The organism is Tateyamaria sp. GN1-10 (assembly GCF_055693845.1).
This window is the reverse complement of record NZ_JBVFUR010000004.1, coordinates 952,456-976,518: the sequence shown is the minus strand read 5'-3', so window position 1 is coordinate 976,518 and position 24,063 is coordinate 952,456. Positions and strand designations below refer to the sequence as shown.

Below are 24,063 nucleotides of genomic sequence, written 5' to 3'. Positions count from 1 at the left end.
GTTCGCCGGGCGCCTTTCCTTTTTTTCTTTCGCAAAACCGTCCGTGCGAAAGGTTCGAGGTTGGTCCCTTCAAGCTTTCCAACGATCCAACGTCTTATCATTGCACAGACCCATCTGGATTTGACCGTTTCCGTTTTCTGCGGCTCAGCTATCACCACCGCCAAAAATTGGGAAGGCCGCTCAATTCAGAGCGACCTTCCATGTTTAGAACTTGAGCGGAGTTTTACCCCTCAGGTCTTAATTCAGATCAGCCGCGCGCGACGCGTTCACGTCTTCTTCGGCGGCCGCAACGGCTGCGGTCAGAGCGTCAAAGATTTCCGGGCCGCGGGCCACGTTGTCTTTGAACCAGTCGTAGACCGGTGTGGACGCTTCGGCGAAGGCCGCTTTTTGCGCAGGTGTCGGCACGTAGAGGTCACCACCACCGGCGACAAACTCTTCGTAAGCCTGGATCGATTTACGCTTGGGCGAGGCGAATGTCGCCTGTTGCAGGGCGTAGAAGCCATCAACCACGACGCGGCGCATGTCTTCGGGCATCGCGAGGAAGTTTTCGTTCGACATCCACCACAGCGCACCCATGTAGGCGTGACCGTCAAGCGTGACGTATTGCAGGCCCGCATCGGGGAATTTCATGCCCATGATGTCGGTGATGCCGTTCTTGGACCCTTCGACAACGCCAGTCTGGAACGAGGTGAAGAGTTCAGGCCACGGGATCGGGGTTGGGGACGCGCCAAGGGCTTTGACCAGTTCCTGCGGCAGGTCGGCGACCACGGTGCGGATCTTCAGACCTTCCATATCGCCCGGTTCGGCCACACGGCGTTGCGTGTTGGCAAAGTTGCGCCAGCCGCCGGTGTTCCCGATCGTCATCAGGCGGATCGCGCCACCGGAATCCTCAAGCGCCATGTCACGCATGGTGCGGGTGAAGTCACCCGACAGCACGTGTTCCGCGATGCGGTCGTCAGCCATCAGGTATGGCAGGTCGAGCACCTGGACGTAAGGAAAGATGCCCGAAGCACCGCCAGAGGTGGAGATGTAGACATCGATCGAGCCGTCGGCCACGCCTTGCAGGCATTCCGCACCGTTCGAGCAGAGCTGCGTGCCGATGAAGAGTTCCACGGCGATGGCGCCGTTGCTGGCCGCCTCGACATAGTTCTTGAAGACGACGAGGCCGTCATAATCTTCGTCATTGGTATTCGAGTTGGCGGTGGCGCGGATCGTGTAATCCTGCGCTGTCGCCATCATGGCCGAGCCTGCGACAAGCGCGGCAGCCGTGAGGGTTTTGAGGGTCGTTTTGAGCATTATGTTAGGTCCTCCCGTTAAGCTCTGGATTAGTTTGCAAACCCCGTCAGGCGGGGAATGGTCATGGATATTGCGGGCACGTAGGTAATCAGGAAGATCACTGCGATCTCGATGGCGAGGAAGGGCAGGATCGCCTTGGCGATGGTTTCCACCTTCTCCCGACTGACCGCCGCCGCGACGAACAGCACCAGCCCCATGGGTGGCGTTGCCAGCCCCACCGTCAGGTTCACCGACATGATGATGGCAAAGTGGATCGGGTCGACGCCGAGATCGACGAAGATGGGGCCGAGGATGGGCCCAAGGATGATGATCGCGGGCCCTGCATCAAGGAACATGCCGACGATGAACAACAGCAGGTTGATCAGGAAAAGCAGGACCAGAGGGTTTTCCGACAGCGTCAGAATGAAATCTGCGAGGATCTGCGGCGCGTAGCTGAGTGAGACCACCGTTTTGAACGCAAGTGCTGCCCCCACCAGCAACAAGACCACGGCGCTGGTCAGCCCCGCGCGGCTGAGGATGTCGGGCAGGTCCGACAGGCGCATGGTGCGCAGGACGAAGAAGGCGACGAAGACGGCGTAGGCCACGGCGACCGCTGCCGCCTCGGTCGGGGTGAAGACGCCGCCGAGGATGCCGCCGAGGATCAGGACCGGCGTTTGCAAGGGCACGATGGCGCGTTTGCAGATGGTGCGGAATTCGCTGCTGACCTGGGTACGGAGCGCAAGCATCAGCGCGTGGGCCACGACGACCGCGCCTGCGAAGGTGCCCCAGAGGATCAGCGGGGATGTCTCGCCCAGGGGCAGGAAGGCCCAGAGCAGTAGGCCGATGTTGAGGCGCACCAGTGCCCAGGACACCCAACGTTCCATGGGGCTGAGCGCAACGCCGTCGAATTTGACTTTGTGCGCCGCGGGCAGGTCGTAGCGGTCAGCGGTGAGACGGATCATCACCATGAGGCCGACGCCCACGAGGATGCCCGGCACGATGCCCGCGAGGAACAGGGCCGCAACGCTTTCGCCCATGACATAGGCGTAGATGATCATGATGCCCGAGGGCGGGATGATCGGGCCAATGACCGAGGATGCGGCGGTGATGGCGGCGGCGTAGCGCCTTGTGTAGCCCTCTTTCTCCATCGCCGGGACCAGCATGGAACCGAGTGCCGAGGTGTCGGCCACGGCAGAGCCGGAGAGGCCCGCGAAGAGGATGGACGACAGCACGTTCACTTGGGCGAGGCCACCGCGCAGATGGCCCATGAGTGCTTGGGAGAACTGGACGAGACGGATCGTGATCCCGCCCTTGTTCATCAACTCGCCTGCAAGCATGAAGAACGGGATTGCCATGAGCGGGAAGCTGTCCATGCCGTTGTAGACGTTGCGGTAGAGCAGCGTGATGTCACGCTCTTGCCCGTTCAGGTATAGCAGGATGCCGGGGGCGGCGAGCAGGCCGAAGAAGACCGGCAAGCCGATCATCAGGAACAGCAGGAAAAGCGGAAGGAACCAGATCAGCATATCATTCGCTCCCCGCGGCCATGTCGCCCAGATCGAGATCGGGCAACTGATCGCCGCCGCCCATCAGCTCGACCAGTTTGCGCAGGATCAATTCGACATTGACCATGAGCAGAAGAACCACACCGATGAGCAAAGACAGCATCATCCAGCTGCGTGGAACGCGGAACCAGCCATCGAATGTGGGCAGGTAGAGCGATGCGGTGGCAAACTTGCCGCCAAAGCCTGTCACCTCGGAATAGCCGATGGGCAAGGCGACCAGCAGGATCGCGATGGAGATCAGGAGCAGGACCAGACCAAGGAGTGCTGCGACGGGTCGTGGCAATACGCCCGAGATCATGTCGAGCGCCACGAAGCCCCCGCGCCGGAAGGCCGTGGGTGCCATCAGGCCGGTCATCCAGAGCATGCAGAAGCGTGCCGCCTCGTCCGGCCAGGGCAATGCATTGTTGAAGAGATAGCGGGCCACGACCTGAATCAGGATCGCAATCACCATGGCCGCAATGGCCACGATGCCTATGGCTCGCCCGATCTTGAGCAGCAGGCCATTCAACCAGCTGATCGGCGCGAGCACCGTCAGTAATAGACCCATGAAGGGCCCTCCCTTTGTCGGTCGCCCGGCGGTTAATCCACCGTGGCCCATTTTCCGCTTTCACCCCGCGGGCGGGTAGTTTTTCACGTCAGGACGTGACGGAGCCGAAGTTGCCCCCGAAGAATGTGAGCGGCTGTCCGTCGCGCATCTCGGTGCGCTGGACCTGGCCCACGATAATCACGTGGTCGCCTGCGTCATGTGCTGCCACCCTGCGACATTCGAACCGCGCAAGGCAATGATCAATCAAAGGAACACCATCGGCGTTCAAGTGATGCGTATGGTCGTTCAGCATATGCCCGTCACGCGCCGCACGTTTGCAGATGTCGTGCTGTTCTGCGGCCAGAACGTGGATTGCGTAGTGGTCGGCCGCTTCGAAATAGCGGAAGCGGCGGGCATCGCGGTCCACCGACCACAAGACAAGCGCCGGATCCAGAGAGACGGACGAAAAGCTGTTGGCCACGATGGCGATGGGGCCGTCGACGCTGGGCGCTGTGATCAGGGTTACGCCAGTGGCGAACTTGCCGAAGGCGTCGCGGAGCTGGCGGCTGGAATTGGCATCGGGGGAAAACACTGTCGATTGGTCCGGGCTTTGCATTGTCATCAAGCCACCTCATGTCCCAGGGCCGCTTCATACAAGCGGAACCATGTGGGCCGGTCCAGTGACACCTGTGCAGCATTGCCGATCTTGCTGATCCGGTCGATATTATTCGTACCCATCACCGGAATGATGTTTGCGGGGTGTGCCAGCAAAAACGCGGTCGCGACGGCAGCGCGATCTACGCCTTGTGCGCCAGCAATCTCATCCATGACGGCGTGCAGTTTGTCATTGCCCGTCATCAGGCCGCCGCCACCAAGTGGTGACCACGCCATCACAGGCTGGCCGTGCCGCTGGTGGAACGACAGGTCCCCGTTGGTGAACGGGTTGATTTCACTGAGGGAAATTTCGATCTGGTTGGTGACCAGTTGCGATTTCATGCCCGATTGCAGCAGCTTCCAATCCCAGGGGCGGAAGTTGGACACGCCTACGGCGCCGACCTTGCCGCTCGCGACCGCTTCGTCCAGCGCGGCACCTGTTTCATGGTGATCCATGAACGGGTCAGGGCGGTGGATCAGCAACAGGTCGATGTGATCGACGTTCATGTCCCGCAGCGAGTTTTCGATGCTTTGCATGATGTGGGCGCGGCTGGTGTCGTAGTATTTGACCGGCGCGTCAGCATAGCGGCCCACGGGCGCGACAATATCGCATTTGGTCACGATCTCCATCTTGGACCGCAGGCCGGTGTCGGCCTTGAGCGCTTCGCCCAGCACAGCCTCGGCCACGTAGCCACCGTAGATGTCGGCCTGGTCAAAGGTGGTGATCCCCTGGTCAAGGCAGGCGTGGATCTTGGCCTGGACGTGGCCCACCGACGTGTCGCTGTCGTCAGCCAAGCGCCACATGCCGTAGACGATGCGCGAGAAATTCAGGGTATCGGATAGTTGGACGCGGTCCATTAGCGGCGCTCTCCTGCGGCAAGGGGTGTTGCGGGTGCGGTCGATGGCACCCGGCCATACGCATGGGGCAATGAGCAGGTTTTCAAGTGCGGCATGACACGCGCGCCAAAATGCTTTGCTTCGTCCAGGTGCGGGTAGCCCGAGAAGATGAAGGCGCGGATGCCCATCTTTTGATATTCTTCGATTTTCGACATCACCTGATCGGTCGAGCCGACAAGCGCCGCGCCACAGCCCGAACGCGCCCGGCCAACACCGGTCCAGAGGTTGGGTTCGACATAGCCGAACTTGTCCGCCAGTTCGCGCGCCTTGGCCTGATGCGCCACGCCAAGCGACGTGCTGTCCAAAGCCCGGTCACGGATCAGCTGGCCGTATTCGTCATCAAGTTTTGACACGATGTAGTCCGCGTATTCGCGGGCTTCCTGTTCCGTGTCGCGCACGATCATGTGCACCCGCAGGCCGTAGTCGAGCGTACGGTTGTATTTCTCGGCCACGGCGTTCACGTCGCGCATGCGCTGCGCGAGGTTTTCCTTTGGCTCGGGCCACATCAGGTAGACATCACAATGCTGGCCGCACAGGTCGAGTGCTGATGGGGAATAGCCCCCGAAATAGAGCAGCGGGCCGCCTGTCTGATAGGGGCGCACGGGGTCTGTCGTGAGGCCTTCGAAGTTGTACACCTCGCCCTTGTACGTGATTTCGTCCCGCGTCCACGCCTGTTTCAGGATTTCGACCACCTCGCGTGAGCGTTGGTAGCGGTATTCGCTATCGGCCTTTTCGCCCGGAAAATCGGACGAAATGATGTTCACCGTCAGCCGCCCTTCCAGCATGTGGTCAAGTGTGGCGATGGTGCGGGCCAGCATGATCGGCTGCACCTCGCCGCAGCGGACGGCGGCAAGCAGGTTGATCTTGGATGTGATGGGCGCGCAGCCGGCAACGAAGGACAGCGTGTCCTGCCCCACCTGGTAGGAGGAGGGGCAGAGGATGTTGCGGAAGCCTTGCGCCTCGGCCTCTTTCACGATGTCGGAACAGTGCGCCCAGCTGGACCGCAAATTGCCGTCAGGCACGCCAAGAAACTGATAGTCGTCCGAGCAAAGAGCCGAGAACCACGACACTTCGGCCGCATCAAGGTCTGGGGATGTGATGGGGACGATCGTCATCTACAGTCTTTCAATGGCTTCAACTTGGCACTTGCGTAACACTGTCATTGATGTAGATCAATGGTGTATCAATTTTATGCACTGCAACCTGTAACCCCACGTGACCATGCAAAAACAATCCCCTCAGTCGCTGCCCATCTACGTGCAGATCGCCGAGCTTCTGACCCGGGATATCATTTCTGGCCGGTTGATCGATGGCGAGCGCCTGCCGCCCGAACGCGACATGGCGGCCGAGCTGGGTGTGAGTGTCGGCACGTTGCGCAAAGCCCTGCGGGACATGGGCGAAAAGGGGTTGGTGCAAAGTGTTCAAGGCTCCGGCAACTATATCCGGGCGGGGGGCGACACGGGCACCGTCTATGCCATGTTCCGGCTGGAACTGCTTGAAGGCGGTGGGCTGCCGCGGGCGCAGGTTCTGTCTGTTGATCTGATGAGCAAGCCCGCTGACCTGCCAGATTTCGGAAGTGCGGTCCGGGGCACGCGCATCCGGCGGCTGCGGTCCCTGAATGACACAATCATCGCTGTCGAAGAGATTTGGCTGGATGCGGATGCGGGAATCGTGTCGGAAGCGACGATGTCCGAATCCCTTTATGCCACTTACCGCAAAGAGCTGGGTCTGTGGATCCAGCGGGCCGAGGACCGGGTGTCGCTGGGCCCCGTGCCGGACTGGGCGCCCGATGTCTACGCCCCGCGTCCCGGCGATACGGTCGGGTATGTCGAGCGCCTGAGCTGGGCAGACGCAGCGGCACCCATTGAATTTTCCCGCACATGGTACGACCCCGCGCGGGCCGTTTATGTGCAACGCATGAAGTGAAGGAACGCAGGTTGGACCAGGTACGCTATGGCATCATCGGATGCGGGATGATGGGGCAGGAACACATGCGCAATATCGCGCTGTTGCCCGAGGCAAGTGTCGCCGCGTTCTATGAACCGGATGCGGGCATGGCTGCACAGGCGTCGGCCACCGCGCCCGAGGCACAGGTGGTGGGTTCTGTTCAGGAGTTGCTGGCCGTTGAAGACTTGGATTGCCTGCTGATCGTCAGCCCGAACTTCTGCCACGTGGCGCAGATGGAAGAGATCGCGGCCACGCGCCCCCTGCCCCTGCTGGTCGAAAAGCCCCTGTTCACGGACCCCGACGACGCCGCGAAGCTGGCCGCGTTCCGCGACAGTTATCCCGCACCGATCTGGGTCGCGATGGAGTACCGCTATATGCCCGTCATCGCGCAATTCCTTGAAAAGGCGGCGGAGGCGACCGGGGGCATCAGGCAGTTGTCGGTGCGCGAACACCGCTTTCCGTTTCTGGAAAAGGTCGGCGATTGGAACCGCTTCAACCGCTACACGGGTGGAACTTTTGTCGAAAAATGCTGCCATTTCTTTGACCTGATGCGTCTGGCGATGGGCGCGGAGCCGGTGCGTGTCATGGCCTCGGCCAGCCAAGCCATAAATCATCTGGACGAGGATTATGGCGGCGAGGTGCCAGACATCATCGACAGCGGCTATGCGCTGGTCGAATTCGACAATGGCACCCGCGCGATGCTGGAATTGTGCATGTTCGCCGAAGGCTCCGCCTATCAGGAAGAGCTGTCTGCCGTTGGACCGATCGGTAAGATCGAGGCGTTTGTGCCCGGGCCGGGCCGGTTCTGGCCCGCGCATCTGGGCCCTGCCCCGATCGCCAAGCTGGTGACATCGCCGCGCCAACCGCAAGGGCCTGTGGCCCATGATATTCCCGTCGATCCGACACTGTTGGAGGCGGGCGATCACAACGGATCGACCTTTTATCAGCATCAACGCTTTGCCGCGCTGGTGCGTGGTGAGGGTGCGCCAGAGGTCACGCTGCGCGACGGCTGGGCCGCCGTGGCGATGGGGATCGCAGCCCAGGAAAGCGCGCGCACCGGGCAGGCGGTTGATCCGCGACGGTGGATGTAGGCGGGGCTTTGCCGCCCTGTGGATTTGACTATCCTTTGGGGCAGGCCCATTGCTGGTTGTATCGCAATCATCAAAAATGAGCTGACCCATGTCCAAAGTCATTTTGATCACCGGATGCTCCTCGGGTCTGGGTATTTCCCTGGCCGTGCAAGCAGCACAGGCGGGCCACACGGTCTATGCCACCATGCGCAATCTGGACAAGCGGACCGCGCTGGATGAGGCGGCCGAGGCGGCAGGTATCACTCTGAATGTCGCGCAGCTGGACGTGCAGGACAGCGCATCGATTGCCGCCTGCGTTGAGAATGTGCTGGTTGCCCAAGGGCATATTGATGTGCTGATCAACAATGCGGGCGCCGGGTTTGTACGGTCGACCGAGCAAGCCAGCGAAGATGACATCAACTGGGTCATGGACGTCAATTTCATGGGTGTCGTGCGCTGCACCAAGGCGGTGATCGCCCATTTCCGCGAGCGTCGCGCCGGGCATGTGATCACCATATCCTCGGTCGGTGGGCTGGTTGGTCAGCCGTTCAACGAGATCTACTGCGCCGCCAAGTTCGCGGTCGAAGGGTACATGGAGGCGATGGCGTCCTATATCTCGCCCCATTTCGGGATCAACTTCACGGTGGTTGAGCCGGGCGGGATCGCGTCGGAGTTTGCTGCCAACGTGATGAAGCAGGTGGAAGAGACCGGCGGGATGCTGGACGATGAATACCTGCCCATTCTGCAGAAATATGTGGGCGGGTCGCAGACCCGGCAGGCGGGCAGCGACATCTACCAGACCGCCGATGAAGTGGCGGCTGTTGTCATGGACTGCGTGGCATCCGATGCCCCGCCCATCCGCACCCGGACGTCAAAATGGGGCGAGGCGTTCTGTGCACTGAAGACCGACCTCGACCCCGATGGAAAGAAGCTGCAACAGCAGGTGGTGGATACGTTCCTCAGCTAGCGGTCAGCATGTCCTTGAACGCATGCCATGACGCTTTGGGCGTGCGTTCGAGGCTGTCGAAATCCACGTGGACCATGCCGAACCGCTTTTCATAACCCAGCGCCCATTCGTAATTGTCCATGAGCGACCACGCCATGTAGCCCTGCACCGGCACGCCCTTGGCGATGGCGTCGCGGACCGCTTGCAGGTGGCTTTGGAAGTAGGCGATGCGGGCGTCGTCCTGCACCACCCCGTCGACGATCACATCGGCATTCGCCATGCCATTTTCGGTCACAAAGAGGGGTAGATCGCCGGTGTATTCAGACGCTGTCCGCACGAGGAAATCACGCAGGCCCTGCGGGTAGACCTCCCACCCCATTTGCGTCTTTTCCAGTGGGCCTTCAACGCTATGATGATGCGGCCAAGGACCATCATTCGGGGCAAGGATCGACCGCGTGTAGTAGTTGATCCCGGCCCAGTCCAGCGGGGCCTTGATGGTGGTCATGTCGTCTTGCCAGCCGTCAGGAAAATGGGGGCCAAACGCTGCGGTCAAGCGGTCGGGATAGGTGCCCTTGAACGCGCCGGAAACGAAGAAGTGGTTATAGTAATCATCGTAGAGGGCCGCGGCCTCTGCCGCTTCGAGGCTGTCATCGGCGGGTGTAGCCCATTCCATGTTGAACACAGCGCCGAGGTTGCCGATGCCCATGCCGCGCATCCCTTCGATCGATGTGCCGTGGGCCAGAAGCACGTGGTGCATTGCACGCGCCGTGGCCCGGATGTCGCGCAGGCCCGGCGCGTGGTGGCCGAGGAAATGAGACAGGAAGGATACGCACCAGAATTCGTTGATCGTGGCCACGGAATAGGTGCGGTCGCCGATACGGCCCATCACCGCTTCGGTGAAGTCCCCGAACCAGCCCGCGATGTCGCGGTTGCGCCAGCCGCCCAGATCGGCGAGCGCCGAGGGCAGTTCCCAATGGTAGAGCGTGGCGCAGGGTTTGAGGTCTCGCTCCAGCATCGCATCGACCAGTCGGTCGTAGAAATCCAAGCCTTCGGGGTTCACATTGCGCCCGTCCGGCATGACCCGCGCCCAGCTTGTTGAAAAGCGGTAGGCGTCAAAGCCACCGTCGCGCAGCAGGTCCAAATCGCTTTCGTACCGGTGGTAATGGTCGCAGGCGCGCGCGCCGTCTTCGGCCCGGACAACATTGCCGGGCGTGGCGGCGAAATCATCCCACATGGCGCGGCCCGCGTCACCGTAGGCGTGTCCTTCGATCTGGTAAGCAGAGGTTGCAGCCCCGAAGAGGAAGCCCTCGGGGAAATCGGTACGTTTGTGCGTGAACATGATCAGTCCTTGGATGTGCCCGGTGCCGGGCCGGTCGAGGCGCCCGAGACGAACTCGGCCTCCCAGAGCTTGGTGATATGCGGGGCGTGCGGGGCACGAATGCGGTCAATGAGCATTTGGGCCAGCGTCGCCCCAGCCGCCCGCACGGAGGATTGCCAAGCGGTGAATACGGGCTGGTCGCCGCCATTGCCAAAATAGCTCAGGCAGTCGTCGAAAGTGGCGATGGACACGTCCTGCCCCACCCGCAGGCCGCGTTCGTCCAGCGCGCGGCGGATGCCGGCGGCACAGATGATCGAGGCGGCAAGGAAGGCGGTAGGCGGCTGGTCGAGCTCCAGCATCGCGTTGGCTTGCGTATAGCCGTAGGCTTCGGTCATCTCGCCCGTGCTCATCAATGCGGGGTCGATGGAGAGGCCTGCGAAGCGCAGAGAGGATTCGTAACCCGAACGACGGCGGATGGCGAAATCCATCGTTTCCTGCCCGTTGATGAGCGCAATGCGGCTGTGGCCAAGGCTCGCGAGATAGGACGTCGCCTCGGAAAAGGCGCGGGTGTTGTTCACGTCGAGCCAGGAATAGGGCGTCTTGATACCGGTGGAGCGGCCATGGACGACGTAGGGCAGCCCGATCTTGTCGAGCAGTGCCAGCCGCGCATCATTGCGGCGCGGGGCGTGCACCACGATGCCATCCACTGCGCCACGAGCCTTGAGGCTGCGATAAGTGTCCGCCTCGTCCTGCGCGCCGACGCGCGTGACCATCATGTCATAGCCGTGCGCCGAATAGGTCTCACCTGCCCCGGCCATGAAGTCGCCGAAGATCGGGTTCACCATTTCCGCCGAATCACTCACCGAAATGACGTGACCGATGCACTTGGAATGGCCAGTGGCGAGGCCTTGGGCCCGTGTGTTGGGGCTGTAAGAATGCGCCTCGGCTGCCTGAACCACGCGGGCGCGGGTTTTCTCGGACACCTCGGGATAACCGTTCAGGGCCCTGCTGACCGTGGTCTGACTAAGACCCAACAAAGATGACAGTTCCTTAAGATTCACAGGCGGATTCGTTCCAAAGCGCTTTAGTTATAGCGACGCTAACGGCTGGTTGCGCTAACGTCAAAACATCTCATCACTCTCGCATAACGTGTTAGGCTAATTTGTACCGGAGACAGCTCAGCGTTTGACAGGACGCGAAAATTCGGCAACGTTCACGGCATCCAAAGCGCTTTGACAAATATGAAAGCGGGCATGAACTGGTCAATCAGCATGTTGGATTTGAACACGAATGGGAGGACGACCAGAATGACGAATAAACTTCTGGCCAGCGCCGCGGCGTTGGCTATCACGGCTGTATCGGCACAGGCCGACGGCCATCTGGCCTTTGCACCGGGCGAAGGCCCGTTCAGCTGGGACAGCTATGACGCATGGGCCGAAGGGGCCCCTGACCTGAGCGGTCAGACCATCACCGTGTTCGGCCCCTGGCTGACACCCGAGGATGGCTATCTGAACAACGCTCTGGCCTATTTCGAAGCGGCAACTGGTGCCGACGTGATCTACACCGGATCCGACAGCTTCGAGCAGCAGATCGTGATCGATGCCGAGGCCGGTTCGGCCCCGAACATTGCCGTGTTCCCGCAGCCGGGTCTGGCTTCCGTGATGGCGGGCAAAGGCCAGCTGCATCCCCTGCCTGAAGGCATGGGTGACTGGGTCAAGGAAAACTATGCCGCCGGTCAGTCCTGGGTTGATCTGGGCACCTATGCGGATGCCGATGGCAACGATCAGGTGTTTGGCTTCTTCTACAACGTGAACGTCAAATCGCTGGTCTGGTACAACCCCGAGAACTTCGAGGATGCTGGCTATGACGTGCCGGAAACCATGGAAGACCTGAAGGCGCTGACGGATCAGATCGTTGCCGACGGGGACACGCCGTGGTGCATCGGTCTGGGATCAGGTGCAGCGACAGGCTGGCCTGCGACCGACTGGGTCGAGGACATGATGCTGCGCACCGTGTCGCCAGACGTCTACGACCAGTGGACCAGCAACGAGATCCCGTTTGACGACGAACGTGTCGTTGCCGCGATCGAGGAGTTCGGCTGGTTTGCACGTGATGATGCCAAGGTTGCCGGTGGGTCCGGTGCCGTTGCATCGACCGATTTCCGCGACTCGCCCAAGGGCCTCTTCACCTCGCCGCCACAGTGCTACATGCACCGCCAGGCGTCGTTCGTACCCGCCTTCTTCCCTGAGGATGTGGAGTTTGGTGTCGACACCAACTTCTTCTACTTCCCCTCCTATGCTGAAAAGGATCTGGGCGACCCGGTTCTGGGTGGCGGTACGCTGATGGCGATCACCAATCCGTCGGATGGCGCAAACGCGTTGATGGAGTTCTTCCAGGAGCCGATCAGCCACGAGCTCATGATGGCGCAAACCGGCTTCCTCACACCCCATAACGGTGTGAACCTGGATGCCTACAAGGACGACACGCTGCGTGCGCTGGGTGAAGTTCTGCTGGGTGCCACGACCTTCCGCTTTGACGGGTCGGACCTGATGCCTGGTGGCGTTGGTGCCGGTACGTTCTGGACCGGTATGGTTGACTACGCAGGTGGCAAAGATGCAGCCACCGTGGCAGGCGAAATCCAGTCCAGCTGGGACGCTTTGAAGTAAGCGCAAACCTCACAAAAGACCGACCAGTCCGCTGCGTGCGGGCTGGCCCCACGAACCGGCCTGTGCCGGTCGCGAGAGACCCCCAAAAACCGGGCCTCGCCCCTAGGGAGGAAGCCAGATGAACCCTGCACTTTTGGGACTTGTGACCATTCTCGCCGGCGTCGGCGGATGTCTTTTGTATTTCTGGGGATCGAACCAGATCCTCGACAAGGTGATCTTTCCGGCGAAAGGGCCACAAGCGGGTCAGAACATCAACCGGGCCAACATCGTGCGCCCCTGGCTGTTCCTGTTTCCTGCCATGTTCGCGCTGGGTCTTTACCTGGCCTACCCTGTGTTCGAAACGCTGCGCCTGTCCCTGACTGACCGGGATCAAGGCGGCGCCTTTGTCGGCCTTGCCAACTACAACCAGATGATGGGCGAGCCAAAGTTTTGGGAAGCACTACGCAACAACCTGTTGTGGTTGATCGTTGTGCCTGCCGCGTCGACGGCGTTTGGCCTGCTGGCCGCCCAGCTTACTGACCGGATCAAGTGGGGATCAGCCGCCAAATCGCTCATTTTCATGCCGATGGCGATTTCCTTCGTTGGTGCGGGCGTGATCTTCAAGCTGGTCTACGAGGCACGGCCTGCGGATCAGAACCAGATCGGTGTGCTGAATTCGGTCTGGCTGCAATTTGACGGCGGCATCGGGTCGTTCCTGTTCCTGCAGGTGCTGCCTGCCATCATGCTTTTGGCCTTTGCCGCGATTGTCGCCTATGTCGGCTGGATTTTCGTGCGCCCTATTGCTGAAAGCAAACAGCGGGGCGGCGGGGCCGGATACGTGCCCCTGCGCCTGTTCGTGGGTGTTGCGGCGCTTTACCTCGTGTACCTGTCGCTGACCTCGCTGGTCGGTATTTTCACCTTCGACTATCCGTACGGCCAGCCGCAGACATGGCTGACCATTCCGTTCTGGAACAGCTTCCTGCTGATGGTCGTGTTGATCTGGATCCAGACCGGCTTTGCCATGGTGATCCTGTCTGCCGCCCTGCGCGGCATCCCGGAAGAAACGGTTGAAGCAGCCATCGTCGATGGGGCCAACCCGTTCCAGATTTTCTTCAAGATCAAGGTGCCGCAGATCATGGGCACCATCGTGGTGGTCTGGACAACCATCACCATCACCGTCCTCAAGGTGTTCGACATCGTGTTCGCGATGACCAACGGCCAGTGGGAGACGCAGGTTCTGGCCAATTACATGTTCGACAAACTGTTCCGCGCCAACGATTGGGGCGTGGGGTCGGCATCCGCGATCATCATCATGATCATGGTGTCCCCGATCCTGGTCTGGAACGTCTACAACGCCCGTAAGGAGATGAAATAATGGACAATATAGCTGGTTCCAAATCGTCTCTGGGCTGGGTGGTCAACATCTCGGTCGTGCTGCTTGTCGCCTTGTGGGTATTCCCAACCTTCGGCTTGCTGGTGTCCTCGTTCCGCACGGCAGATCAGATCGTCGGATCGGGCTGGTGGGCATCCCTGTTTCCGTCAGAACAGACCGAGCGGTATCGCGCCGCAGACCCCGATGAAAACCGTGTACAGCGCGGAGACCTGTTCGTGGTCGAGGGCAACTTCTTTGGCGACAACGGCGCGCCGGGTGAAATTCAAAGCTGGGGCACATCGTCCCGCGCTGTTGATGCCTATCAGGCGGGTGACGTGGCGGATCTGGGTGACGGCGAGACATTCTCGGTCGATGCTGAGGGCAACTATGTCTGGTCCGGCAATGACGAACAGATCAGTGGCCGGGGGCAGCGTGCCTTTGTCACGGCCGTGTCACCGCCCGAGTTCACGACCGAGAACTACGTTAACATCATGACCAGTGGTGACAGCAACGACAACATGGCCAAGGCGTTTTTCAACACGCTGACGGTGACCATTCCGGCCACCATCATTCCCATCGTTGTGGCCGCTTTTGCCGCCTATGCGCTGGCGTGGATGGACTTCCCCGGTCGGGCGATCCTGATTGCCTGTGTCGTGGGCCTGCTGGTGGTGCCCCTACAATTGGCGCTGATCCCGCTGCTGAAACTGCATGTCGGCATTGGCATCGGCAAAGGGTATCTGGGCGTCTGGCTCGCCCATACGGGCTTTGGCCTTCCGCTGGCGATATACCTCTTGCGAAATTACATGGTTGGCCTGCCCCGCGACATCATCGAAAACGCCAAGGTGGACGGCGCGACGGATTTCCAGATCTTTACCAAGATCATCCTCCCACTGTCGTTCCCCGCCTTGGCGTCCTTTGCGATCTTCCAGTTCCTGTGGACCTGGAATGACCTGCTGGTGGCCAAGGTGTTCCTGATTGACGCCACGGGGCAAACGACAGTGATGACCGACCAGATCGTCAACTTGCTGGGCACACGGGGTGGCAACTGGGAAATCCTTGCCACGGCGGCGTTCGTGTCGATTGCGGTGCCGCTGTGCGTGTTCTTTGCAATGCAGAAGTACCTGGTGCGCGGTCTGCTGGCCGGGTCGGTTAAATAGGATCTAGTGTATGAACAAGAAAGCGGAATTCGACATGGCTCGGACTCTTGTGGCGGACAAGGACTGGTGGCGCGGGGCGGTGATCTATCAGATCTATCCGCGCAGCTTCCAGGACAGCAATGGCGATGGTATCGGTGATCTGAACGGGATCACCAGCCGCCTGCCCTATGTTGCGTCACTTGGGGTTGATGCGATCTGGATTTCGCCCTTCTTCACCTCGCCGATGAAGGACTTTGGCTATGACGTCAGCGACTATCGTGGCGTCGACCCGATGTTCGGCACGCTGGCCGATTTCGACGCGCTGGTCGAGACGGCGCATGCCTTGGGCCTGCGCGTGATGATCGACCTTGTTCTGTCGCACACATCGGATCAGCATCCGTGGTTTGCAAAGAGCCATGTGGACCGCAGCAATGACAAATCCGATTGGTATGTCTGGTCCGATCCCAAGCCCGATGGCACGCCACCCAACAACTGGCTGTCGATCTTTGGCGGCCCCGCCTGGACGTGGGAGCCGCGGCGCGAGCAGTATTACCTGCACAACTTCCTGTCGACGCAGCCGGACCTGAACTTCCACAACGTGCAAGTGCAGGATGCGCTGCTGGACGTGACCCGCTTCTGGCTGGATCGTGGCGTGGATGGTTTCCGTCTGGACACGATCAACTTCTACTTCGCGGACAAGGACTTGCGCGACAATCCGGCCCTGCCGCCCGAACAGCGCAACGCAACCATTGCGCCATCGGTGAACCCGTATAACCACCAGGAACACCTCTATTCCAAGAACCAGGTCGAGAACCTGGAGTTCCTGGCGCGGTTCCGGTCACTGCTGGACGAATACCCCGGCGCGGCTGCCGTGGGCGAAGTCGGCGACGCACAGCGCGGGCTTGAGATCATGGGCCAGTACACTGAGGGCGATGAGCGCGTACAGATGTGCTATGCCTTTGAATTCCTCGCCAAGGATCCGCTGACCGCTGCGCGTGTTGTCGAGGTGCTGAACAAAGTGGATGATGTGGCTACGGATGGCTGGGCTTGCTGGGCGTTTTCCAACCACGACGTCATCCGCCATGCCAGCCGGTGGGACCTGTCCCCCGCCGCGATGCGCGCCTATGCAACGCTGATCCTGTGCCTGCGCGGCTCGGTCTGCTTGTACCAAGGCGAAGAGTTGGGTCTGCCGGAGGCCGACGTGGCCTTTGAAGACTTGCAAGACCCTTATGGCATCGAATTCTGGCCCGAGTTCAAGGGTCGCGACGGGTGCCGGACGCCCATGGTGTGGGAGCCATCGAACAGCCATGGCGGGTTCACCACCGGTGAGCCGTGGCTGCCTGTCAGCCGTGATCATCTGCACAACGCAGTATCAACACAGGAGCACGACCCCGCCGCCCTGCTGCATCATTATCGCAAGGCCATCGCCCTGCGCCACGCCCACAAGGCGTTGTCGAAAGGTGCGCATGACGAGGTCAATGCGACCGGCGACGTCGTGCATTTCGCCCGCACGCATGATGGCCAGGTGATCTTTTGCGCCGTGAACCTGAGCGACGAACCGGCCACGCTGGACCTGCCCGATGGGGCCTGGGTCACCATCGGGTCAGAACTTGGCAGCACCGCCCCCAGCCCCGATGGGCATGTCCATCTGGGCGCGTGGCAGGTGGCGCTGGCCTTGAAGACGTAAACGAGGAGAAAGGGGCCCGGTCCTGACCGGGCGCCCGAAGGGAGGGACCAACCATGGCCGACTTGAAACTGACAGATGTCGAAAAGACATATGGCGGCACGGTCAACGTGCTCAACAACATCAACCTCGACATCGAAAAAGGCGAGTTGATTGTCTTTGTCGGCCCGTCCGGATGCGGCAAGTCCACGCTGCTGCGCATGATCGCGGGGCTGGAAAAGATCACCGGCGGCACGCTTGAGATTGACGGGACTGTCGTGAATGACGTGCCACCCGCCCAGCGCGGCATCGCCATGGTGTTCCAGTCCTACGCGCTTTATCCGCACATGACCGTGCGGGATAACATGACTTTTGCCCTGAAGCTGGCAAAGAAATCGCAGTCAGAGATTGATGAGGCGGTGAACCGCGCTGCGCGTATCCTGCAGCTTGAGCCCTATCTGGATCGGCTGCCCAAGGCCCTGTCCGGTGGTCAGCGTCAGCGGGTTGCCATTGGCCGCTCCATCGTGCGCGATCCCAAAGTTTATCTGTTCGACGAACCGCTTTCGAACCTCGACGCCGCCCTGCGCGTCGCCACACGGATCGAGATTGCGCAGTTGAAAGAGTCGATGCCCGACTCCACCATGATCTACGTGACGCATGATCAGGTCGAAGCCATGACCCTTGCCAGCCGCATCGTGGTTCTGGCCAACAAGGGCATCGCGCAGGTGGGTTCGCCCCTTGATCTCTATGAACGCCCCGAGAACGAGTTCGTGGCACAGTTCATCGGCTCGCCTTCGATGAACCTGCTACCGGGCGAGATTGTCGAGACTGGCGCACAGACCAAGGTGAAGATGGGCAACGGATCCGTCATCACTTCTGCCGTACCCACGCAGGATGGCGACAAGGGGATGCAGGTCAATGTAGGGGTCCGTCCCGAAGATATGGTCGAAACCGATGGTGACGCCGTGTTTGAAGGCAAGGTCGATTTCACCGAAGCTTTGGGCGAAGTCACGATCCTGTATTTCGAAGCCCCCGAGGGAGAACAGGCCGTACTGGCCAAGATGCCCGGCATCCACAAGGATCTGCGCGGCAAATCCGTCAAGGTGACGGCTGCGCCAGAGAAGGTGCAGCTGTTTTCAAACGGCCAATCGCTTTACTATCGCTAAGGATTTGGGCGCCTCGGCGCCCTACCCCTGATCGAACAAGGCCGCGGACCGATCCAGCAGCAATTGCCCGATGATCGGTCCGGCAGCCGCCCCAATCCCCCGCGCATTTCCACCGATCTGACCGGCGACTGTCACCGGCGGGATCAACCCGCGCATGTCCTTGGTCGCAAGTGCTGCGCGGGTCATGTCGACCAACCGTTCGCGTATACCGTTGGGCATGGCACCATCGATCACAACAGCCTCGACATCGATCACGGCACATGACGCCACACCGGCCAGTGCCAAGGCGTCGGCCGCCTGCTCCAACCACGGCTGAACAAAGGCTTCCAGATGGGACCAGTCCTGCGGCTGATGCCACAGCTGCCGTGGATCCTGCGCCGCCTCGATCAGGCGCAATTCGAGTGTACGGATCGACGCAAGATCAATCAGATGCTCGGGTCTGCCCTGCAAGTCCGCGACGGGCATTGTGCCAAAGGCGCCCGCGTTCTTCTGGTTGCCCTCGAACACGGCATGATCCAGCACCACGCCTCCGCCGACAAAAGCCCCCAGGAAGAAGTAGATGTAATCCCGATACTCCCGCCCTATGCCGAACACATGCTCGGCGCGGCAGGCAGCGGTGGCGTCATTGACCATGCGCACCGGCAGATCAGTGATGCGCCCGACCTCGGCGACGAAATCGGCGTCTTTCCAGGCGGCGAACTCGTCGGCCGGAGCATCCAGCAATTCATGCCAGCTCCACAGCTCAAATGGGGCAGCTATGCCAACGCCACACAAGCGCGCGCGGGTGTTATCGTCCATTTCGTCCATCAACCGCGCAAACCCGTCACGCAGAAACGCAAAGACAGCGCTAGGCAGCGGATAGTCATAGGTGTCGCGTAGCTGATGGCGCACCTGTCCAAGCGCATCCAGCACAAGCAGATCGGCGGTTCGTCGCCCGATCTTGAGCCCAATAGAAAACACGCCGTCCGCGTTCAGCAAGTACGGCACCGACGGCTTGCCCACCTTGCCTTTGACCGGATCGCCTTTCAGCAGCAGACCGTCCTGTTCCAGCTTGCGCAGGATCACGGATGCGGTCTGTGGCGACAGCCCGGTCCGTCGCGCAAGATCTCTGCCCGGCAGTCCGCTATTGCGCTGCAGGATCGATAGGATCAGCCGTTCATTGTAAGCGCGCACGCCGGTCTGGTTGATGCCTCCGGACAGGGTGCGCACGTGGTCCAGTGTCATCTGACCGTATCCTCCCTTCATCAATCTTTGCGCGCGTCAATTAATAAATCAAGTTGAATTATTAATTGACAGGATCACAGAATCGCGTTTCCCTTGGGGCAGTTTGGGTCGGGCATTTTCCCGATCCGACAACGACTGGGAGGACACCATGAAGAAACTCTTGCTGGGCACAGCCTGTGCCTTGACCACGATGGCGGGCGCTGCATTGGCAGATGGGCACGCGATTTCGGCCTGTCTGATCACAAAAACCGACACCAATCCGTTCTTCGTCAAGATGCGCGAAGGCGCCACCGCAAAGGCGGAAGAGCTTGGCATCAACCTCAGCTCGTTCGCGGGCAAGGTGGATGGCGACCACGAGACACAAGTGCAGGCCATCGAAACTTGCATCGCCAACGGCGCCAAGGGCATCCTGCTGACTGCCTCGGACACCGCCAGCATTGTGCCTGTCGTCCAACAGGCACGTGATGCGGGCCTTTTGGTCATTGCGCTCGACACCCCGCTTGAGCCCATTGACGCCGCCGACATGACATTCGCCACCGACAATTTTCTGGCTGGTGAGCTGATTGGCGCATGGGCCGCCGCGAGCCTTGGGGATGCAGCAGCAGACGCCAAGATCGGCATGCTCGACCTCGCGATCAGCCAGCCGACCGTTGGCGTGCTGCGCGATCAGGGCTTCCTGACCGGGTTCGGCATCGACGTCGGTGATCCCAACAAGTGGGGCGACGAAACCGACGCCCGCATCGTCGGCAATGACGTCACCGCTGGGAACGAGGAAGGTGGCCGCCGCGCGATGGAGAACCTTTTGGCCAAGGACCCGTTCATCAACGTCGTCTACACCATCAACGAACCCGCCGCTGCCGGTGCCTATGAGGCGCTGAAAGCCATTGGCCGTGAAAACGATGTGCTGATCGTGTCCGTCGACGGTGGCTGCCCCGGCGTACAGAACGTGGCCGATGGCGTGATTGGCGCGACATCGCAGCAATACCCGCTTCTGATGGCATCCTTGGGGATTGAGGCGATTGCTGCCTGGGCCGCTGACGGGACCAAGCCCGAAGCTACCGATGGCAAGGCGTTCTTTGACACGGGCGTGGCGTTGGTGACAGACAAGCCTGCCGACGGGGTCGAGAGCATCTCGGTCTCCGAAGGCAAGGACCTGTGCTGGGGCTGATCAGCGAAAGCAGATCAAATTGCGGAGCGCCGGTGCCTCACCGGCCTCCCAATACCAACAAGAACTAAGCTATACTTGGGGCGGGCACGTCGCCTGCCCCATTTCATTGCCTGACATCGGGACCACCCATGACCCAATCGGACAACTACGAAGCCGCAGCCACTTCAGCCGACGCAACCGTCGCAGAGTTCGAGGATCATCGTCGAGGCCTTGTCGGGCGCGTGCAGCATACGCTGCACCAGACGCCATCACTGGTGCCGCTGATCGTGCTGATCTTTTCCATCGCGCTCTTTGGCATCCTGCTGGGACAGCGCTTTTTCTCGCCCTTCGCGCTGACGCTGATCCTGCAACAGGTACAGATCGTAGGCGTGCTGGCCGCCGCACAGACTCTGATCATCTTGACGGCTGGTATTGACCTAAGCGTTGGAGCCGTCGCCGTTTTGTGCACCGTTGTCATGGGTAAGGCGACCTTCAGCTATGGTGTTCCACCCGCTGTCTCTGTTGCCATCGGCTTGGCGGTTGGCACGACTTTGGGCGCCATCAGTGGATGGCTTGTCAGCCGTATGAAGCTGCCACCCTTCATCGTGACACTGGGCATGTGGCAGATCGTGCTGGCCGCGAATTATCTCTACTCCGCCAACGAAACCATCCGTTCGCAGGACATCGAGGCGGAGGCTTCCTTTCTCCAATTCCTCGGGACCAAGATCCAGTTTGGTGGTGCGACATTCACCCTTGGCGTTCTGGGCATGATCGCCCTGTTCATCGTGCTGGCCTATGCCTTGCGATCTACCGCGTGGGGTCGACATGTCTATGCTGTCGGAGATGACCCCGAGGCGGCAGAACTGTCCGGCGTCGACGTGCACAAGACCTACATGTCCGTCTACATGGCCGCCGGGTTCATCTGCGCGCTGGCAGGCTGGGTGATGATCGGGCGGTTCGGGTCGATCTCTCCCTCCGCAACGACCGGCGTGATCGGCAACATTCAATCCATCACCGCCGTGGTGATCGGCGGCATCTCTCTCTTTGGCGGCCGTGGTTCAATTGCAGGTGCACTCTTTGGTGCACTCATCGTGGGCGTGTTCGAACTGGGCCTGCGCATGGCCGGGGCAGACCCGCAATGGACCTTCATGCTGATCGGCATGCTGATCATCGCAGCCGTCGCAGTAGATCAATGGATACGGAAGGTGGCGGCATGACCGAACCCATTCTCAAAGCCCGCAACCTCGTCAAACGTTATGGCAAGGTCACAGCGCTTGACCATGCCGACTTTGACCTCATGCCGGGCGAAATCCTTGCCGTGATCGGCGACAACGGGGCAGGCAAATCTTCGATGATCAAGGCCGTGTCGGGCGCGGTTGTCCCGGACGAAGGGCAGGTGTGGCTGGAGGGGCGCGAGGTCAAGTTCCGCTCGCCCATCGAGGCGCGCGAGGAAGGCATCGAAACCGTTTATCAACAGCTTGCCATGTCCCCTGCCCTGTCCATTGCGGATAACATGTTCATGGGGCGCGAGTTGCGCAAACCCGGGATCATGGGCAAGGTGTTTCGCCGTCTCGACAAGCAGGCGATGGAGAAGTTTGCCCGCGAAAAGCTGAGCGAGCTGGGGCTTGCGACGATCCAGAACATCAATCAGGCGGTCGAAAGCCTGTCTGGCGGTCAGCGTCAGGGGGTCGCCGTGGCGCGCGCAGCAGCTTTTGGGTCCAAGGTGGTGATCCTTGACGAGCCGACGGCAGCCCTCGGGGTCAAGGAAAGCCGCAAGGTGCTTGAGTTGATCCTTGATGTGCGGTCGCGGGGCATCCCAATTATCCTGATCAGCCACAACATGCCGCACGTCTTCGAAGTGGCCGACCGCATCCATGTGCACCGGTTGGGCAAGCGCCTATGTGTAATCGACCCCAAGGATCATTCGATGTCCGACGCTGTTGCTTACATGACCGGCGCGGCGGTCCCGGAGATAGCAGCGTAGATGACCTTCGACCAGATCTGTGCGCAGATCCTTGATCGGCCCGCTGCACCACACAGGCGTCTTGTGGCCGTGGCGGGTCCGCCTGCGAGCGGAAAGAGCACGCTGGCAGAAATCCTTGCCGCGCGGCTGTCACAGCAAGGCGAGCACGCCGCCGTGGTGCCCATGGATGGGTTTCACCTTGACGACTGCCTGCTGGAACGCGATGGGACGCGCAACCGCAAGGGCGCACCACACACGTTCGATGCAGATGGCTTTTGCCGGCTGATAACCGCACTGCAATCGCCCGACCCGATTGTGTTTCCTGTCTTTGACCGCACCCGCGAAATCGCCGTAGCAGGCGCGGGACGGGTCGAGGCAAGATGCAGCACGGTGCTGGTCGAGGGAAACTACCTGCTTCTCGACACGCCGCCCTGGACCAAGCTGCACGATCTCTGGACATTCTCGATCGCGCTGCACCCCCCGATGGATCTGTTGATCAACCGTTTAAAGGCCCGCTGGGACGCACATGCCAAGCCTGATGCACAGGCATGGATTGACACCAACGATGTGCCGAATATCACCACCGTGCTGACTCACTCGGCACCTGCCGACCTCACATTGAACGAGATAGACCAATGATACTTTGCGCGGGCGAAGCCCTGATCGACATGATCCCGAATGCCGACGGCGCTTACGTGCCGCATGTCGGAGGCGCGGTTTTGAATACCGCCGTAGCCTTGGGTCGCTTGGGCGAACCCGTCGGGCTGATCACCGGCCTGTCCTCGGACCCGTTTGGCGGGATGATCGCAGATCACCTGACCGCCAGCCATGTCTCTGCCGACCATGCCGTGCGCAGCGACCGCAATACGACGCTGGCCTTTGTGCATCTGGACCAGGGCAATGCCACCTACACGTTCTATGATGACGAAACCGCGACACGGAACATCCAACCTGTTGATATTGCTGCCGTCCCCGCGGGGACAGAGGCGGTGTTCTTCGGTGGTATCTCTCTCTGCAACCCGCCGGTGGCGGACAGCCTGCTGGATTTGGCCCTGTCCCAACCCGAAGACCGGTTGGTGATGGCGGACCCGAACATCCGCCCGGGCTTTGTTTCTGATCACGACGGGTATCGCGCCCGGCTGAACAAGCTGATCGGGCGCGCGGACATTGTGAAACTGTCGGATGATGACATCGGCTGGCTGGTGCCCGACGGTGATCTGGACGCCAAGGCGCGGGCCGTTCTGGACATGGGGCCGAAGTTGCTTCTGCTGACCGAAGGAAGCGACGGGGCGACGGCGCTTTTGTCAAATGGCACACGGGTGCGGGTCGCTGCAGAAAAGGCGACGGTCGTTGACACAGTTGGCGCTGGTGACACGTTCAATGCGGGTTGCCTTGCCGCCCTGCGCCGCGCTGGCGCGTTGTCGCCTTCGGATGTTGCAGTGCTGGACGAGGTCACGCTGACGGATATGCTGACCCTGTCCGCCCGTGCCGCCGCCATCACCGTCTCTCGCGCCGGGGCGAACCCGCCCTGGCAAACTGAACTGGACTGATC

22 protein-coding genes are annotated in these 24,063 nt (G+C 60.8%); 13 read left to right on the top strand and 9 right to left on the bottom strand.

Annotation, left to right across the window (positions count from 1 at the left end; translation table 11 throughout):
• Positions 1–237: 237 nt before the first annotated feature.
• The 6 genes from ACZ1HN_RS06570 to ACZ1HN_RS06545 form a co-directional block, all read right to left on the bottom strand.
• The gene (locus tag ACZ1HN_RS06570; RefSeq protein WP_299205373.1) at positions 238–1,296 is read right to left on the bottom strand and encodes a TRAP transporter substrate-binding protein; all 1,059 of its coding nucleotides are present in this window, start codon (positions 1,294–1,296) and stop codon (positions 238–240) included.
• Between the two features lie 29 nt (positions 1,297–1,325).
• Complete coding sequence (locus ACZ1HN_RS06565; RefSeq protein ID WP_299205376.1) at positions 1,326–2,798, bottom strand: TRAP transporter large permease; 1,473 nt, start codon at positions 2,796–2,798, stop codon at positions 1,326–1,328.
• Between the two features lies 1 nt (position 2,799).
• A complete protein-coding gene (locus ACZ1HN_RS06560; protein ID WP_299205379.1) occupies positions 2,800–3,384 on the bottom strand; it encodes a TRAP transporter small permease in 585 nt (194 codons plus the stop codon).
• Between the two features lie 88 nt (positions 3,385–3,472).
• Complete coding sequence (locus ACZ1HN_RS06555) at positions 3,473–3,985, bottom strand: flavin reductase family protein (protein ID WP_299205382.1); 513 nt, start codon at positions 3,983–3,985, stop codon at positions 3,473–3,475.
• A complete protein-coding gene (locus ACZ1HN_RS06550; RefSeq protein ID WP_299602314.1) occupies positions 3,985–4,875 on the bottom strand; it encodes an aldo/keto reductase in 891 nt (296 codons plus the stop codon). The genes ACZ1HN_RS06555 and ACZ1HN_RS06550 overlap by 1 nt, the downstream gene beginning before the upstream one ends.
• Positions 4,875–6,029: an LLM class flavin-dependent oxidoreductase gene (locus ACZ1HN_RS06545; protein WP_472726910.1), complete on the bottom strand. Its 1,155-nt coding sequence runs from the start codon at positions 6,027–6,029 to the stop codon at positions 4,875–4,877. Before ACZ1HN_RS06545 ends, ACZ1HN_RS06550 begins: the two co-directional genes overlap by 1 nt.
• Positions 6,030–6,129: 100 nt before the next feature.
• On the opposite strand from ACZ1HN_RS06545, the gene ACZ1HN_RS06540 reads away from it, so the two are divergent.
• The 3 genes from ACZ1HN_RS06540 to ACZ1HN_RS06530 all read left to right on the top strand — a co-directional run bounded on the left by ACZ1HN_RS06540 (position 6,130) and on the right by ACZ1HN_RS06530 (position 8,898).
• Positions 6,130–6,840 carry a GntR family transcriptional regulator gene (locus tag ACZ1HN_RS06540; RefSeq protein ID WP_472726909.1) on the top strand — a complete coding sequence of 237 codons (711 nt, stop codon included), beginning with the start codon at positions 6,130–6,132 and terminating at the stop codon, positions 6,838–6,840.
• A gap of 11 nt (positions 6,841–6,851) precedes the next feature.
• A complete protein-coding gene (locus tag ACZ1HN_RS06535) occupies positions 6,852–7,952 on the top strand; it encodes a Gfo/Idh/MocA family protein (protein ID WP_472726908.1) in 1,101 nt (366 codons plus the stop codon).
• An 88-nt stretch (positions 7,953–8,040) separates the two neighbouring features.
• A complete protein-coding gene (locus ACZ1HN_RS06530) occupies positions 8,041–8,898 on the top strand; it encodes an SDR family oxidoreductase (protein ID WP_472726907.1) in 858 nt (285 codons plus the stop codon).
• Here the strand turns inward: ACZ1HN_RS06530 and ACZ1HN_RS06525 are convergent.
• Complete coding sequence (locus tag ACZ1HN_RS06525) at positions 8,891–10,216, bottom strand: GH1 family beta-glucosidase (protein WP_472726906.1); 1,326 nt, start codon at positions 10,214–10,216, stop codon at positions 8,891–8,893. The two genes, ACZ1HN_RS06530 and ACZ1HN_RS06525, sit on opposite strands and share 8 nt — an antisense overlap.
• Positions 10,217–10,218: 2 nt before the next feature.
• Complete coding sequence (locus tag ACZ1HN_RS06520; protein ID WP_299771425.1) at positions 10,219–11,256, bottom strand: LacI family DNA-binding transcriptional regulator; 1,038 nt, start codon at positions 11,254–11,256, stop codon at positions 10,219–10,221.
• A 246-nt stretch (positions 11,257–11,502) separates the two neighbouring features.
• Here ACZ1HN_RS06520 and ACZ1HN_RS06515 point away from each other — a divergent pair, with 246 nt between their 5' ends.
• The 5 genes from ACZ1HN_RS06515 (at position 11,503) to ACZ1HN_RS06495 (ending at position 18,177) form a co-directional block, all read left to right on the top strand.
• Positions 11,503–12,861: an ABC transporter substrate-binding protein gene (locus tag ACZ1HN_RS06515; protein ID WP_299771427.1), complete on the top strand. Its 1,359-nt coding sequence runs from the start codon at positions 11,503–11,505 to the stop codon at positions 12,859–12,861.
• Between the two features lie 118 nt (positions 12,862–12,979).
• Positions 12,980–14,215: a carbohydrate ABC transporter permease gene (locus ACZ1HN_RS06510; RefSeq protein ID WP_299205409.1), complete on the top strand. Its 1,236-nt coding sequence runs from the start codon at positions 12,980–12,982 to the stop codon at positions 14,213–14,215.
• A complete protein-coding gene (locus tag ACZ1HN_RS06505; RefSeq protein WP_299550227.1) occupies positions 14,215–15,369 on the top strand; it encodes a carbohydrate ABC transporter permease in 1,155 nt (384 codons plus the stop codon). Before ACZ1HN_RS06510 ends, ACZ1HN_RS06505 begins: the two co-directional genes overlap by 1 nt.
• Positions 15,370–15,379: 10 nt before the next feature.
• Entirely contained in the window at positions 15,380–17,035 is a 1,656-nt protein-coding gene (locus tag ACZ1HN_RS06500) for an alpha-amylase family glycosyl hydrolase (protein WP_472726905.1), read from the top strand.
• A 53-nt stretch (positions 17,036–17,088) separates the two neighbouring features.
• Positions 17,089–18,177 (top strand): ABC transporter ATP-binding protein, encoded by a 1,089-nt coding sequence (locus ACZ1HN_RS06495; protein WP_299602299.1) that lies wholly within the window; start codon positions 17,089–17,091, stop codon positions 18,175–18,177.
• 21 nt (positions 18,178–18,198) lie between these two features.
• Here ACZ1HN_RS06495 and ACZ1HN_RS06490 read toward each other — a convergent pair whose 3' ends face one another.
• The gene (locus ACZ1HN_RS06490; protein ID WP_472726904.1) at positions 18,199–19,401 is read right to left on the bottom strand and encodes an ROK family transcriptional regulator; all 1,203 of its coding nucleotides are present in this window, start codon (positions 19,399–19,401) and stop codon (positions 18,199–18,201) included.
• Positions 19,402–19,549: 148 nt separating this feature from the next.
• Here ACZ1HN_RS06490 and ACZ1HN_RS06485 point away from each other — a divergent pair, with 148 nt between their 5' ends.
• The 5 genes from ACZ1HN_RS06485 to ACZ1HN_RS06465 all read left to right on the top strand — a co-directional run bounded on the left by ACZ1HN_RS06485 (position 19,550) and on the right by ACZ1HN_RS06465 (position 24,061).
• On the top strand, positions 19,550–20,569 hold the full coding sequence (locus ACZ1HN_RS06485) for a sugar ABC transporter substrate-binding protein (RefSeq protein ID WP_299205425.1): 1,020 nt from the start codon (positions 19,550–19,552) through the stop codon (positions 20,567–20,569).
• Between the two features lie 128 nt (positions 20,570–20,697).
• On the top strand, positions 20,698–21,765 hold the full coding sequence (locus tag ACZ1HN_RS06480; protein ID WP_472726903.1) for an ABC transporter permease: 1,068 nt from the start codon (positions 20,698–20,700) through the stop codon (positions 21,763–21,765).
• Positions 21,762–22,532 (top strand): ATP-binding cassette domain-containing protein, encoded by a 771-nt coding sequence (locus ACZ1HN_RS06475; protein WP_299205431.1) that lies wholly within the window; start codon positions 21,762–21,764, stop codon positions 22,530–22,532. Before ACZ1HN_RS06480 ends, ACZ1HN_RS06475 begins: the two co-directional genes overlap by 4 nt.
• Positions 22,533–23,150, top strand: a complete 618-nt coding sequence (locus ACZ1HN_RS06470) for a nucleoside/nucleotide kinase family protein (RefSeq protein ID WP_472726902.1) — start codon at positions 22,533–22,535, stop codon at positions 23,148–23,150.
• Complete coding sequence (locus ACZ1HN_RS06465; RefSeq protein WP_472726901.1) at positions 23,147–24,061, top strand: carbohydrate kinase family protein; 915 nt, start codon at positions 23,147–23,149, stop codon at positions 24,059–24,061. The genes ACZ1HN_RS06470 and ACZ1HN_RS06465 overlap by 4 nt, the downstream gene beginning before the upstream one ends.
• The last annotated feature ends 2 nt before the right edge of the window (positions 24,062–24,063 follow it).